This is a genomic window from Gardnerella sp. c11Ua_71 (assembly GCF_055818025.1).
This window is the reverse complement of the sequence record NZ_JARFVR010000005.1, coordinates 18,770-34,026: the sequence shown is the minus strand read 5'-3', so window position 1 is coordinate 34,026 and position 15,257 is coordinate 18,770. Positions and strand designations below refer to the sequence as shown.

General features: G+C 44.0%; 13 protein-coding genes. 2 read left to right on the top strand and 11 right to left on the bottom strand.

Annotation, left to right across the window (positions count from 1 at the left end):
• Window positions 1-38: 38 nt before the first annotated feature.
• From P0106_RS04930 to clpB, 8 genes are all read right to left on the bottom strand, one after another.
• Entirely contained in the window at window positions 39-887 is an 849-nt protein-coding gene (locus tag P0106_RS04930) for a hypothetical protein (RefSeq protein ID WP_473730517.1), read from the bottom strand.
• Between the two features lie 57 nt (window positions 888-944).
• Window positions 945-2,285 (bottom strand): DNA recombination protein RmuC, encoded by a 1,341-nt coding sequence (locus P0106_RS04925; protein WP_004137617.1) that lies wholly within the window; start codon window positions 2,283-2,285, stop codon window positions 945-947.
• Window positions 2,286-2,339: 54 nt separating this feature from the next.
• Window positions 2,340-3,071 carry a hypothetical protein gene (locus P0106_RS04920; protein ID WP_004137763.1) on the bottom strand — a complete coding sequence of 244 codons (732 nt, stop codon included), beginning with the start codon at window positions 3,069-3,071 and terminating at the stop codon, window positions 2,340-2,342.
• Complete coding sequence (locus tag P0106_RS04915; protein ID WP_101887801.1) at window positions 3,061-4,155, bottom strand: hypothetical protein; 1,095 nt, start codon at window positions 4,153-4,155, stop codon at window positions 3,061-3,063. The genes P0106_RS04920 and P0106_RS04915 overlap by 11 nt, the downstream gene beginning before the upstream one ends.
• Window positions 4,156-4,265: 110 nt before the next feature.
• Window positions 4,266-4,412: a hypothetical protein gene (locus P0106_RS04910; protein ID WP_162860817.1), complete on the bottom strand. Its 147-nt coding sequence runs from the start codon at window positions 4,410-4,412 to the stop codon at window positions 4,266-4,268.
• A gap of 273 nt (window positions 4,413-4,685) precedes the next feature.
• Window positions 4,686-5,441 carry an ABC transporter ATP-binding protein gene (locus tag P0106_RS04905; RefSeq protein WP_032836330.1) on the bottom strand — a complete coding sequence of 252 codons (756 nt, stop codon included), beginning with the start codon at window positions 5,439-5,441 and terminating at the stop codon, window positions 4,686-4,688.
• A 44-nt stretch (window positions 5,442-5,485) separates the two neighbouring features.
• Entirely contained in the window at window positions 5,486-5,674 is a 189-nt protein-coding gene (locus P0106_RS04900) for a hypothetical protein (protein WP_016812439.1), read from the bottom strand.
• A 255-nt stretch (window positions 5,675-5,929) separates the two neighbouring features.
• Window positions 5,930-8,524 (bottom strand): ATP-dependent chaperone ClpB, encoded by a 2,595-nt coding sequence (clpB, locus tag P0106_RS04895; protein ID WP_473730516.1) that lies wholly within the window; start codon window positions 8,522-8,524, stop codon window positions 5,930-5,932.
• A 218-nt stretch (window positions 8,525-8,742) separates the two neighbouring features.
• On the opposite strand from clpB, the gene P0106_RS04890 reads away from it, so the two are divergent.
• Window positions 8,743-9,558: a fumarylacetoacetate hydrolase family protein gene (locus tag P0106_RS04890; protein ID WP_421785949.1), complete on the top strand. Its 816-nt coding sequence runs from the start codon at window positions 8,743-8,745 to the stop codon at window positions 9,556-9,558.
• A gap of 49 nt (window positions 9,559-9,607) precedes the next feature.
• Here P0106_RS04890 and P0106_RS04885 read toward each other — a convergent pair whose 3' ends face one another.
• The 3 genes from P0106_RS04885 to P0106_RS04875 form a co-directional block, all read right to left on the bottom strand.
• The gene (locus P0106_RS04885) at window positions 9,608-10,408 is read right to left on the bottom strand and encodes a YggS family pyridoxal phosphate-dependent enzyme (protein ID WP_101886652.1); all 801 of its coding nucleotides are present in this window, start codon (window positions 10,406-10,408) and stop codon (window positions 9,608-9,610) included.
• A 34-nt stretch (window positions 10,409-10,442) separates the two neighbouring features.
• Window positions 10,443-11,492, bottom strand: a complete 1,050-nt coding sequence (locus P0106_RS04880; RefSeq protein ID WP_065189706.1) for a glutamyl-Q tRNA(Asp) synthetase — start codon at window positions 11,490-11,492, stop codon at window positions 10,443-10,445.
• 162 nt (window positions 11,493-11,654) lie between these two features.
• On the bottom strand, window positions 11,655-12,386 hold the full coding sequence (locus tag P0106_RS04875) for an MIP/aquaporin family protein (RefSeq protein ID WP_004116393.1): 732 nt from the start codon (window positions 12,384-12,386) through the stop codon (window positions 11,655-11,657).
• Window positions 12,387-12,961: 575 nt separating this feature from the next.
• Between P0106_RS04875 and P0106_RS04870 the strand changes: the two genes are divergently transcribed.
• Entirely contained in the window at window positions 12,962-15,199 is a 2,238-nt protein-coding gene (locus P0106_RS04870) for an RNA degradosome polyphosphate kinase (RefSeq protein ID WP_004114108.1), read from the top strand.
• Window positions 15,200-15,257 lie beyond the last annotated feature (58 nt).

Here is a 15,257-nt window from a genome sequence, read left to right as displayed (position 1 = left end):
TAATACTTTTGCTTAGTATTGGCAGCTAGTCTTTGCAGCTAGTCTTGGCAGCCGTCTGTTACGCAATCTCCTGTGCAGTCTGACTTGCAGTGACCGCCACAGCAGTTGTCTTCGCAACATGGCTCAGTGCAGCCATCGTGAGCACAATCGCCCGTGCACTCTACTTTGCAATGACCGCCGCAGCAATTGTCTTCGCAACATGGCTCAGTGCAGCCATCGTGAGCACAATCGCCCGTGCACTCTACTTTGCAATGACCGCCGCAGCAATGATCGTTGCAGCAATCTTCGTGATTTGCATCTGCGCGTAATTCTTCTTCACTGAAAGCTTGAACAAATGCCATTTTAGTACTCTCCTCACTTATTGGATTTACTAATTGAAGATGCCTTGTGCCTTGTTCGTCGGCGTCAACACCACCAATTAATGCAACTATAGCAAGAATTTGCGCACCTTGCTGATTAACAATGCCAAAATCAAGACTTAATTCATTTCCGTGTCGTAAAGTCACAAGCGAAGAAGTTTGAACATACGATTTTTCAGAAAGCCAAGAGTCAAATAACAATACTCGCTTGCCTTTAACTGACGGACCTTTTGTTGCAGGGAAAACAAAATCCATAACAAAGCCGTCGAGTGCAATTCCTTTACGTTCTGCAGCATGAATAAGCGCAAAAACCATAGGCACTGCAGCAGCAGTTAACGCTCCAACTGCGTCAACATCGCGTTCTAACGAATACCCAGCTTTCTCAATTGCATCAAAAAGAACATCACCAACCAACTTGGAGCCGCGCTGAGCAAATGTAACAGAAAACAGTTCACTAAATGGTTTCGCACTCATATCCGCACAAAGCATGCGCTTAAGTTCCGCGCGCTCTTCTTGTAATTCTGTCATTTTGCACTCCTTAGCATTTAGAGTTGTTCAATTTTTGATGCTTTAATGTTTTTATGCTTAACGATCTTCTACTGATACTTCCGGAGCACTCAGCTCTTTAACATCAGCTTTATCAGAATCTATAAGATCTATTGAAGCAATAACTTTACTTTGATCTAACTTCTGAAGTTTACGCGCTGTTACCAACACTCGCGACTCAAGCGAGGAAGCAAACTTATTGTAAGCTGCAACTGTTCTTGCCAAAGATACGCCAAGTTTTGAAGCATTTTCTCCAAGAACCGCAAAGCGATCGTACAATTCTCTAGATAAATCGAAAAGTTCTTTCGCATCATCTGTAAGACTTTGCTGCTGCCATGCGTACGCAACAGACTTAAGCACAGCCCACAAAGTAACTGGGGAAGTGAGTGCTACTTTTTGCGCAAAGGCATCATCCATAAGCGTTGGATCCGCTTCAAGAGCCGCCTGAAGCAACGCTTCGTTTGGAATAAATGCAACTACAAAGTCTGGTGCTGTTTCAAAAGCCTGCCAATACGCTTTAGCTCCTAATACTCTAACATGCTCTCGCAAAGCCTTAGCGTGCGCTTTTAGAAGCTCGCTCCTTCTAGCTAATTCTTCGTCACTTGCGTTATCTGGGATTTCGCAAGCACGCTGATAATCCGCATATGGAACTTTTGCATCAACTGGAATTGTTTTGCCTCCTGGCAGATGCACAACCATATCTGGCCTCTGCTGTTCGCCATTTACTCCAGTTACAACAACCTGCGTATCAAAATCAACGTGCTCAAGCAAACCTGCAGATTCCACAATATTCTTTAGCTGAGCCTCACCCCAAGCTCCGCGAACCTTGTTATTACGCAATGCTGCAGAAAGCGAACTAGTTTCGCGGTCAAGCCTTGTTTGCTGCTCGCTTAAGCCTTTAAGCTGAGTGCTCAGCACACCCATTTCTTGCTTGCGTCCTTCTTCAATCTGCGAAACTTTATTCTTCAGAGCTTCAAGATTGTCTTTTACTGGAGCAAGCGCTTCCAAGACTTTACCTTGCTCTTTCAAAGTTTTTTCACGATTTAATCGTTCGCGTTCTTCTCGCTCTGCACGCAATTGTTCTTCGCGATTCACTCGCAATTGTTCTGCTTGCTGCGCTTTTAGCAGCTCAGACTCCACAAATTTCAATCGCTCAGCAAGCTGCTCTGCTTGAGTGCGATACCGTATAGCTTGATTGCCATTTTCCTGCGCTTGAGCGCGCGCTTGTTCATACTGCGAGCGCAATTCGTTAAATTCGCGTTGGCTTACGCCATTAGAGCCTTGCGTTCCATTGTTGTGCTTAACAATAGCCAGCACAACAATGGCGGTTATTACGACAGCAACCACCATTAAAACAAACATCACAATATTATCGAACATACGTTCTATTAAACACTATTGAGTTGACTTTTGAAACATAATTAGACACGTCTTTTAAGCACGTTCAAAATAAAGCAATCCACGTCCACACGTGCCGCTCCATAGGCAAACTGCAATTACAGTAAGCACAACAATGACGTATAACAATATGGATTGTCCAGGAATTACAGGCAAAGTTCCAGAAGGATACCATCGCAAAATCAATCCAATTTTACTTTGCAAACCTTGTGTAGCAATATTCATCACCACTAAAAAGACACCAAATGCAAGACCGTAAAACCTTCCAAAACAGGCTAATCCAATCATTATGAGCACAATATCAATCCACGCATTACCTAAAATCATCTGCAATGTACTAAATAGCTGCAAGTCAACTATACGAACAATCAACACTGAAGCGCCAAATGAAACAAACAAACACAATAAAGCAGCACTCAATGCATATATTCGCAACCTTTTCATCACGAAACGTTCCCACGATACCATAATCGGAGCAAGACAAACGAATGCCGCGGCAATAAACCCAACTACAATAACTTCATACAGAGGAACAACAAAATTAACAACACTACTACCAGATTGACATTGAAACGTTATACCTCCTACCGCATTATGCACATTAGCAGAATCCGGCAAACAAATATAACCAACATAAACTGGCAACTGCGTTACAAATGATCTGAATATAACAAGCATTAAAGAGGGAAGGACTACGGACAATAAAATTGCAACGATTGCAACAATATAATGCCTACCTTCAAGCCAAGCGCGAAAATTATTTTTCATGCTTATCACCAAGTTCCGATAAGACTTGTTGTGGAGTTATGCGGCATTGATTAAGTTCTTTAACATGATTTTTTACAAATTGTTTCAGCTTAGCATCATCAGCATTATTAATACTCATAGCCACTTTATCGTTTGCTTCACCTGGAATAAATCCATATGACCCATACACATCATTACTTATACGAGAAGGAAGCTGAGCAAGCAAAAATGCTGTAACAGAAGCGTTTGAATCAAGATTCTTTTTTACATATACTTCTTTCATAGCATTTGATGCACATTTTGCAGGCACAAATCTTTGTAACACTTCTTGAGCGATACCAGTCATATCACCATATTTCTCAGAACGCCTAACAAATGTATCTGTTTGTTGTTGAATAACAGTAGCTTTAAGATTACGTAACTTTATTAAACCACTATTAGTAAGATTCCAAGATTTTTCAGTATTTGTTGGAGTAAACGCATTTCCAAGCACAAGCACAATTCCTTTGCCTTGCGAATCTCTCTGATTCTTAGGAAACCAAGAAGCAACAGTTTTCAAATGTTTAACAGCACGAAGTTTACGAATATAAGCTTCTTCAGGATGTACACAAACAGAAAAAGCAGTATCTTTAAACGTCGTACACTGAGGCACAAAAGGTCCAGAGCGAATCCAAGGTTTTGGACCCCACATAGCTATACAACAAGCACATACTATTGGCATAATTAAAGAAATACTTATTGCTTTTATGCACCAATAAGATCCCTTTTGCCAAAAATATCTAATATGCGCGCAACAAAGAATGCATGAAACGATAACAACACACACAAAGAATATGCGCAAAGTCACCAACCATGGGTTCATTCGCAAACCAGGCTCAGCACCAATACCAGCATCCGACACTGGAAGTATTGCGTATAAACTACTACCCCAATATCTAGGAAAAATATCTCCCTGAGGGATAACGCCATTATGCATTATAATGACGCCATAAATACAGCACCAAATTATTGCAAAAGATAATAAAGCTGATAATACAATTGCCCAACGATTGCCAATAATTACCCCTAAAGTAAAACCAATTGCAAAAAATGCACTCGGCGTCACGCCTCCACACAATAGTGGAAAATACGGAAAATTTGTAATATTTACATCACTCTGAATTACTGTTGGCAATATACTTACGCAATATAACAAACTGCACAGTATAGCGCCTTTTAGTATAGGAATAGCGTAACGACTGGCTGATTTTCCTGCACACCACGCAGAATTGACCAAACATCTGGGCGAGCAAGCTTTACATGAACACCATGCGCCAAAAATGCAAGCAACAATATCAGACAAACAATGCATCCATGTGACATCAATTCTTAACCAAAGCGCATAATTATTATTATGCGCTAAAAAATTTGCCACACCCAAAAAAATAGGATATGCAATCAAAAATAAGCTAAAAATACAACTGCTTATTAGAGATAATGGGGACATAATATGTGAAACAATCGTGCACTTCTTATGACTTTTCGTAAAAAATCTGAATTCAGTTAAAAAGTTAGAATATTGACGCATATTTAATCACATCCCTACTCACTACCACATTAACAAAATAAGAAACTATACATATCCAGTTACTGCTACTACTCACTTTTATGAAATTTAGATAGCAAATGCCTATATCCTGATTCCCATGGAGTTACCATAAGATCTTCACGATTAGCATACTGAAGAAGATTATCCATTTTCCCATCAAGCAATATAATTCCTTCATTAAGAACTATAACCCGATCCGCAATTACTGCTAAATCTTCTACTAAATGTGTACTAACAATAACAGTATGCTTTTGCGAATAAGACTTAAGAAAATTACGAATATCAATACGCTGCTCAGGATCTAAACCAACAGTAGGCTCATCAAGTATTAGTACTGCAGGCTGACTAGCAATCACACAAGCAATACCAGCACGCTGACGCTGACCTCCTGATATTTTAGCAACGATGCGATGTGCTTGTTTTTCCAAGCCAACCTGTTTGAGAGCATTCCAAGCAGCTTGATACGCAGCGCTCCACGATAAACCTCGCGCCCATGCGGCATATTGAACATTTTTTAACACACTCGATGCATTCATAAGTTCAAATGATTGTGGCAAATAACCAATATTTGACCGAGCTTTAGCCCTTTCCGCACGACAAGTTACGTCAAAGCCATGAACAAAAAGTTTTCCACTAGAGGGAGCATAAATCGTCGCTATAACGTTAAGCAGAGTAGTTTTCCCAGCACCATTTGGCCCCAAAAGACCACATATGCCAAAAGATAAATCTATAGAAAGATTATGCAAAATTTGTTTTTTCCCATACGAAAAATTCACATTAACAAGTTGCACATCTGAGCCCATAAATGATTCTTGTTGCATATCTCACCACTTAATAACTAGACTACTTACCTACAACTTCGTATATTTTCTCTGTCTATTCCAACTACAGAACCACTCATCTGAGCATAAGCTGAAATTGGCACAGCATAAACAATAGTAGCAAGCGCAACTATTGCAAATCCTTTCTTTGCGAACATATTCGTATCTCCATTTTCAATCTGCTTCATAACGTATTCAGCCTTGAATAAGTACATATATTTTATGATAATTTAATATGAAAAAAAAATAGATTTTTATAAAAACCAATTAAAATTTTAAAAGATATGCATATCCTATAATGCCAATTATCAGCAATAACTTGAAAAATTAAGGGGGATTCCACCTTTTTATTTCAAGTTCCTTCTACAAATATTTTTTATTTAGATACAAAAATAGCGTGCTGTCTAATGGAAAATAATCCAATAAACAGCACGCTTTGTTTTATTTGACTACATTAAATAGTGCATATATTACGCAATCTTGAGAGTTACATGGTCGCTAGTATTCTCACAATCCGCAACTACGCGAGCGCCATCATGCACCTTGCCAGAAAGCAGCAATCGCGCAAGTTGATCGCCAATTTCCGTTTGAACCAATCTACGCAACGGACGAGCACCATAAACTGGATCGTAGCCATGCTCCGCAAGCCAAGCGCGAGCAGAATCACTCACATCCAAGCTAATGCGGCGGTCACTCAAGCGTGCAGCCACTTGGCGAACTTGAATATACACAATTCCACCAAGCTCTTCGCGGCTCAACGGATGGAACATAACAAGCTCATCCAAACGGTTAATGAACTCTGGCTTAAACTCAGCGTGAACAGCGTTCATAACAGCCTTGCGTTTAGCAGCATCGTCCAAGCCTTCTTGCACAAGGAATTGCGAACCCAAGTTTGATGTCATAATCAAAATCGTATTCGTAAAATCAACCGTTCTACCTTGTCCGTCAGTCAAACGACCATCATCCAAAACCTGCAACAAAACGTCGAATACTTCTGGATGTGCCTTCTCAACTTCGTCAAAAAGCACTACAGAATACGGACGTCTGCGCACAGCTTCAGTAAGCTGACCGCCTTCCTCGTAGCCAATGTAACCAGGAGCAGCACCGATTAGACGCGAAACGGAAGCCTTTTCCATGTACTCGCTCATATCAATGCGAACCATTGCGCGCTCGTCGTCAAACAAGAAGTCGGCAAGAGCCTTTGCAAGCTCCGTCTTACCAACGCCAGTAGGACCCAAGAATAGGAACGAACCAGTTGGGCGATTCGGGTCTGCAATTCCAGCACGGCTTCTGCGCACAGCATCCGCTATAGCGCGGATTGCTTCGCTTTGGCCAACAACGCGCTTAGAAAGCTCCTTTTCCATGTTGAGCAGCTTCTCATTTTCGCCTTGCATTAAGCGACCAACAGGAATGCCAGTCCATTCGCTAACAACTCCTGCAATAGAATCGGCATCAACCTGGTCTGGGACCATTGGCTCTTTCGCTTCACTCTTAGCATTAGCAGCCTGTGATTCCGCTTCTTCCAAAGCTTTTTGAATGCTTGGAATTTCGCCATACAAAATACGGCTTGCCTGCTCCAAATTGCCTTCGCGCGTGAATTTGTCGGCTTCTACGCGCTTAGCATCGAGTTGCGCTCGCAAATCACCAACCTTGTTATGGCCAGCTTTTTCCGCATCCCAACGCGCTTTCAATCCAGTAAGCTTTTCGCGCGAGTTTGCTAATTCTTCCTGCAACTTTTCTAAGCGTTCGCGTGCAGCAGCATCTTCTGCTTTCTTTAATTGCATTTCTTCCATTTCAAGACGCGTAACTTTGCGCTGCAATTCGTCGATTTCTTCTGGCTGAGAATCAAGCTCCATACGCAAGTGAGCTGCCGCTTCATCAACCAAATCAATCGCCTTATCTGGAAGTTGTCTGCCAGTAATATAGCGGTTTGAAAGCGTTGCTGCAGCTACGATTGCATCGTCACTAATCGTCACCTTGTGGTGCGCTTCGTAACGTTGCTTAAGTCCACGCAAAATCGTCACCGTATCTTCAACAGAAGGCTCGCCAACAAACACTTGCTGGAATCTGCGTTCAAGCGCCGAATCCTTTTCAATATGCTCGCGATACTCGTTAAGCGTAGTTGCACCAACCAAGCGCAGCTCACCGCGCGCAAGCATTGGCTTAAGCATATTGCCAGCATCCATTGAACCTTCTGCAGATCCTGCGCCAACAACAGTGTGAATTTCGTCAATAAACGTAATAATTTGACCGTCTGATTGCTGAATTTCCTTCAACACTGCCTTTAAGCGTTCCTCAAATTCGCCGCGATACTTCGAACCTGCAACCATCGAAGCCAAGTCGAGGCTGATAAGACGCTTGTTTTGCAAAGTCGTAGGCACATCTCCTGCCACAATTCGCTGAGCCAATCCTTCTACAACTGCCGTTTTTCCAACGCCTGGCTCGCCAATTAGCACAGGATTGTTCTTAGTTCTGCGAGAAAGAATTTGAATCACGCGGCGAATCTCCTGATCTCGCCCAATCACAGGGTCAAGCTTTCCTTCGCGAGCGCGCGCAGTCATATCAACCGAATATTTTTCGAGCGCTTTGTAGTTGCCTTCCGCGTCTGGGCTTGTAACTTTCGCGCCTCCGCGTACAGTTGGCACAGCCTTGCGCAACGCGTCTGCAGAAACATTGTGCTTTTTGAAAATATCCGCAACAGCATTCGGCGCGCTTGCAACTATGCCAATAAGCATGTGCTCTGTAGAAACGTATTCGTCTCCCATTGCGCGCATTTCTTTTTCTGCCTGACTTAAAGCAGCTAAAAGCTGACGGCTTGCGTCTGGCTTAGTTGTAGTTGAGCCAGTAGATGAAGGCAGTGCCACTAATGCGTTGCGAATTTCAGCGCCGATTTGTTGCGCATCTGCACCAGCCTGTGCAATAAGCGCGCGCACTACGCCTTGCTCTTGGCGAAGTAAGGCATCTGCCAAATGTAACGTATCTACTTGCGCATTGCCAGCTGCCGCCGCGCTTTGCACAGCATCGCTTAATGCATCTTGCGCTAAGGTTGTAAACTTTTGTTCCATATTTACCCCCATTTGCACCGCTATCTAGCGGATTTTAGGTGATTTGCGTGCAATTTTTGCAATTACGCTCAAACCACATTCCGTCAATTTCTAAAACTTGAGTCTACTACACTCAAGTTTTGTTTTCAAGATGTTTGTGGCGTTTCCTTATACAACGGTTGCTTGCGACTTTTCCTAAGTATTTTCCTAAGTATTAAATATGTCGTAATCTTAAAAATATGAGAATTGCACGTTTTTCGTATAATGAAGTTCCGCAGTACGCTTTCGTTCAAAAAGACGAAGCAGACGGTAAGGATTATTTAGTAGCGCTAGAAGGCCATCCACTAAGCCCTCAAGGAGTTAAACCAACAGGTAAGCGCTACGAGTTAGACGCCGATGGCGTGCGCCTGCTTGCACCAGTAATTCCTTCAAAAGTCTACGGATTGGCAAAAAACTACGATACGCGTTCTGCTGAAGAGCGCGCATCTTCTGCTTTGTTGTCAAGTCACACGGCAGCAGACATGGTGATTTTTACAAAGCCGAGCACATCTGTAATAGGACCTGACGATCCGATTGTTATTCCGGCTTTTTCGAACGATATGAATTTTGAGCCAGAAGTGGCTGTTGTTATGGGCAAAATCGCCAAAAATGTGTCGGTAGATAAGGCAATGGACTACGTTTTTGGCTTTACATGTGTAAACGACGTGACTTTGCGTGATTGCGCAGGCAGCGATCCAATGTTTACGCGCGCAAAAGGATTCGACACGTCTTGCCCACTTGGTCCATGGATTACAACCGAGCTAAATTGGCGAGACGCGCATATCTCGTTTACGCTTAATGGCGAAAATGTTCCGGAAGCTGACGGCACTACAGCGCGATTGATTCACAGTATCCCAGAGCAAATTGCTGCGATTTCAAGCTTCTCAACGCTTCTTCCAGGAGATGTTATTTTGACTGGAACGCCGTATCCAGCAGGAACTTTGCACGCTGGCGACGAAGCGATTGTGCATGTAAATGGTATTGGTTCGCTGCGCAATGTGATTATGCATGCGTAACGGCAATAAAAGTAAAAGATGAAAATCAGAAGCTAGACAAAACTTAATACTACACAAATGCGCGCGGGCCAAAGATTGCCGAACCGATTCGGACCATCGTCGAACCTTCGGCAATCGCCCACACAAAATCGCCAGACATTCCCATTGAAAGCTCTAATTTTGCAGAGTCTTCATCATAATCTTGTGCGAGTTGTTCACTCACGCAATCTCTAATTTCTCTCAATTTTGCGAAACCACTTCTCACTATTTTTTCATCATCCACGCGCGCTCCAAGCGTCATGAATCCGCGCAAATTAAGCGCCGGCAAGCTAGATATAGCGAGCGCTTCGTCAATCGCGCATTCTGGCGCGCATCCGGATTTCGTAACTTCTCCCGAAACGTTCACTTCCAGCATAACGTCTACGCGAAGTCCCAAATTTTGAGCGCGAGCAGATATTTTTTGCGCAAGATCAATGCTATCAACCGACTGAATCCCATTTGCAAGAGGCAAGACTTTGTTTATTTTATTGCTTTGCAACTGACCTATTAAGTAGAGCGGAATTTCGCCGTTTACACCAACGCTTAAATTCTCGCGCGCAGCTTCCTTGCGTAAAATTTCTGCTTTTGCAACAATTTCTTGCGGACGATTTTCCCCAATTACGCGCACTCCTGCTCTGAGCGCTGCCATGATTTCGCCAACATCTCGCGTTTTAGTTGCAGCAAGCAGCGTAACAGACCCAGCTTTGCGCCCGTAACGCGATTCGGCTTGAGCAATGGCGTCTTGCACGCTGTGCACGCCGTCGGCAATTTGACGCGCGCGAACACAATCTACCTCAGTATTCGCTAAATCTTTTTGCGTCATATATGCCATTTATTGCCCCAATCTATCATTCTAAATACATAGTTTAGTCGAGGAAGGGCACGGATTTGTCTGCTAAGTTTGCGCGAACAGAATTCCACGGCGTTTCGTCGCTTTTAAATAACGCGAGCGCATCTGCAGCGCTCATATCTGCTGGGCGAGTTTGCTCAGGATTCTTATATCCCAAAAGATACATGCAGTAACCAATCATGCGCTCGGCGCTCCAGCCAGATTCACGAAGTGCGCCAACATCTAGTGAATGCTTGCTTTTTGCGAGTCGCTCGCCTTGAGCGTTATCAATTAGTGGCAAGTGCGCAAATTGCGGACGCACGTAATGCACGCCGTTAGCCGCAAAAAATCCCGATTTTTCTAACAGCTCACCAATCCAAATTTGAAGAGCCGCCGAACGCAGCAAATCGCGTCCGCGCACAATGTCGTTTACTCCCGAAAGCACATCGTCAACAACAACCGCAAGCTGGTAGGAAAACACGCCATCCGCGCGACGAATCACCATGTCTCCCAAGTCGCGATTAATGTTAAACGATTGCGCACCAAAAATCGCGTCTATAAAACTCACATTCGCTTGGTTTAAATCAGCAGTCGGTACAGCAAGCCGCAAAGAATGTTGTTGATTATTTTGCAAACGCTTTTCGATTTGCGCCAAGCCTTGCGCATTTTTGCGAAGATTTCTGCACGTACCGGGATAGCGTATAAAGCCGTCGCCTTCTTGCGGCGCTGCAATCGCGCGAATATCGGAACGCGAGCAAAAACACGGGTAAATCAGGGAATTCCCGTCTCCGTCTTGCAAAGATTCTAACGCATCAAGAGCTTCTTGGTAGAGTGCAGTGCGCTCATGCTGATAGGTCGGCTCACCAACCCAATCAAGCCCAGCCCACTTCAAATCGTCAATCACTCGCGCGCTTGCATCTTTTGGCATTCTAGCAATATCGAGATCTTCCAGACGCAAAATCATGCTTCCACCTTGCGACTTTGCAGAAAGCCAAGCAGCCAACATTGCTACCATATTGCCAATATGCATACGCCCAGAAGGAGTCGGCGCAAAACGACCAATTGCAATAGGTGACTTAGAAAACATGATTTCGTCTTTCTAATATCTTTCTTAAAATCTTTCTTAATGAGCACAAGTTTGCAAAACATAAACTTGCAAAATAAAAAGCGCGTAACGCATTCATACTAGCATCACGCGCTTCTTACAACCGCAATTAATCACAATCAATAACAGTTAAAAGCAACTGTTTTATGCAAATAGCGACTTAAACATAAGCACGCCCAAGATTGCGCCGGCAATAGGGGCTACGACTGGAATCCACGCCTCGCCCCAACGAGAAGAACCCTTGTGTGGAATAGGCAAAATGGTGTGGAGCAAACGCGGCATAAGGTCTCGAGCAGGATTCAAAGCAGGACCAGTCGGACCACCCATAGAAGTCACCAATCCCCAAACAACAAAGCCGACTACGATTGATGCTCCAGCCAAATTCTTCTCTCCCCAAGGAGAAGTAAGGCAGCAAAGCGCAGCCAAAACAAGCACGAGCGTGCCAAAGAATTCGTTTAGGAAGTAGTTAAGCTTGTTATTGTAAGCATCCGTAGTGCAGAACGTGCCAAGAATAGCCTCTGGCTCTTCGGTTTCGTTGTAATGTGGCAAATAAGTTACGTACACAATAAGCTGACCGACCAATGCACCCAAAAGCTGAGCCACAATATACGGAAGTACGTTTGCCCAAGGGAACATTCCGCAAACAGCTTGCGCAATTGTCATAGCAGGATTTATGTGCGCGCCAGAAATTCCACCGAACATTAGCACTGGGAACATAACGCCAAAACCATAGCCCATAGCAATGTTTAGCCAGCCTGCGTGATGACCTTTAGTGTTTTTAAGTTCAACATTGGCAACGGCTCCATTGCCAAAAATCATAAGAATGGCAGTGCCAATAAACTCAGCTGCCAACATTACTGTAAATGAGTGTTGCATGGTCCTTCGATCCTTCTTAATTGTTTTGCTGCTTTTGCTTTTGTACCACATCTCATTTTCAAAGAAGCTAAGAAAATGAATCCAGCAATTATTATTCCAACAATTATTCTTTGATAGTTTCCCCTATGAACACGACACTGCGAGTAAATATCAAATAGTCATATATCAAAAGAGGCCCGCCACACTGGCGAGCCTCTTACTTACAAAAACAATCTTCAGCGGTTCTATCTGCACAACATCCTCGTTGCAACGGTAAAGTCTTATGTATCCGTCCAACGTAATTGGAATCTAACATCCATACATTTTCTGTGGTCTACCGCTCTTTTAATTTGTTCTTGTGATTCTTATTATTACTGTTTTTTGTTCTTTAGTAAAGTACAAAATCATCTTTGTTCGCATATTGTAATTAGTGTTCATTCGCACATAAAAAATAGATGGTTTTGCATCATTTTGTGAATATGCAATGGTTGTCATGTTCAGATGCGTTCACATATTGCAATTATCGGCGTGTCGAGCACGCGCAGCTGCCGACACTCAGTCGCGCACTTCCCTTACAGCGCATACAATTACGGAGTATGGTACAAATTTTTGACGCTCCCTCAAAGGCGATTCTGCGCGGTCAAATTGCAGAGCACATCGCCGAAGACGAAAAGGCAGAAAAGCGTGAAGCTCGTGAGGGCGAGCTACCGTTGCCAAAAGATCGCTTCTTTGACCGCGAGCTTAGCTGGTTAAAGTTCAATCGTCGCGTGCTTGAGTTAGCGCAAAATACTGATTTACCACTTCTTGAACGCGCTAATTTTGCAGCCATCTTTGCTTCCAACCTAGACGAGTTCTTTATGGTCCGAGTTGCAGGCTTAAAGCGCAGAATCGACTCAGGAATCGCAGTAACCGCTGCAAGTGGGCTTAGCCCGCGTCAGCAGTTGCGAGCAATTAGCGAGGTTACACATCGTCGTCAAGATGAGCATGCGCATTATGTTATTGACCACATTTTGCCAGAGCTTGCTAAGCAGCGCATTGTTATGCTCAGTTGGGACAAGCTTACGCAATCCGAAAAAGATAGACTTTCAGACTATTATCGCAAGCAGGTTTTCCCAGTATTAACGCCACTTGCAGTGGATCCTGCACACCCGTTCCCATATATTTCTGGCAAGTCTATTAACTTGGCTGTTATTGTAGAGAATCCAAATTCTGGAAAATCGCATTTTGCTCGCGTAAAGATTCCAGATAATTTGAATCGTCTTGTTCCAGTTGACGATTTAACCGACGAAGAGGGTCGCGAAGAGCGCTACGGCTTTATTCCTATGGAAAAGTTGATTGCAGCACATTTGGAATCGCTTTTCCCAGGCATGATTATTAAAGAAGCGCGATCTTTCCGCGTTACGCGTAACGAAGATATTGACGTTGAGGAAGACGATGCAGAAAACTTGCTCAACGCTATGGAAAAGGAGCTTTTGCGTCGTCGTTTTGGGCCGCCTATTCGTCTTGAGATTTCCGACGAAGCTAGCCCATTCTTGTCTCAGTTGCTGGCTAATCAGTTGCGCGTAAGCCCAGAAGAAGTATATCGTTTGCCTTCGCCGCTAGATATGACGGTTCTTTTTGAGTTGCAAGCGCTGGATCGCCCAGATTTGAAGTATCGTCCGTTTATTCCTACTACAAATCGCCAAATTGCAGAAGTTGAAACTAGCCATGCGCAAGATATTTTCGCTTCGATTCGCGAGCATGATATTTTGCTTCATCACCCTTACGATTCGTTCTCTACTTCTGTTCAGGCGTTCTTGGCGCAAGCGGCGGCAGATCCAAAGGTGCTTGCAATTAAGCAAACGCTGTATCGCACGTCTAGCAATTCGCCAATTATTGACGCTCTTGTTGACGCAGCACACGCTGGCAAGCAGGTTCTTGCGCTTGTTGAGATTAAAGCGCGATTCGACGAGGACGCTAACATCGCTTGGGCGCGTAAGCTTGAGCGCGCAGGCGTTCACGTTGTTTACGGCATTGTTGGATTGAAGACGCATTGCAAGCTTTCGCTTGTGGTTCGCCAAGAAGCCGAAGGATTGCGCCGCTATTGCCACGTTGGTACTGGCAACTATAACCCTAAGACGGCTCGCCTTTACACAGATTTGGGCTTGCTTACTTGCGATCCTGTAGTTGGTCAAGATTTGACTCGCTTGTTTAATCAGCTTTCGGGTTACGCTCCAAAGTCTAGTTTCCATCGCTTGCTTGTGGCTCCTCGCACAGTTCGAACGGGCATTATTGAGCGAATTCGCAGGGAAGAGGCAGCGGCTCTTGCTGGAAAAGAAGCGTGGATTAAGATTAAAGTCAATTCTGTTGTTGACGAAAAGACGATTGACGCTTTGTACCGCGCGGCTCAAGCTGGAGTAAAGATTGACATTGTTGAGCGTGGAATTTGCTCGCTAAAGCCTGGCATTGAAGGATTGAGCGAGAATATTCGAGTTCGCTCTATTCTTGGCAGATTCCTTGAGCACAGCCGAATCTATGCTTTTGCTAATTCTTGCGGTCCGCAAATTGGCGATGGTCCTGCAAGTGGCCCAGAAGTGTGGATTGGCTCGGCCGATTTGATGCATCGAAATCTTGATCGCCGCGTTGAAACACTGGTTCGCATAAGCGCTCCAGACCAGGTGGAGGCGTTGATTCAATACATTGATTTGCAAATGGCTGATTCAACAGTTTCTTGGTGGATGGATGGAGATGGCACATACACGCTGCATTCTCGCGATTCCGAAGGTCGTCCTCTAGTCGACAGTCAGGAATATCTAATTCATACTCACACACGCAAACCTCGAGGTGTGAACTGATTGCGAGTAACTAATAAACAATAGGCAAAGAGCCAGATTCAGAAATATGATTCTGGCT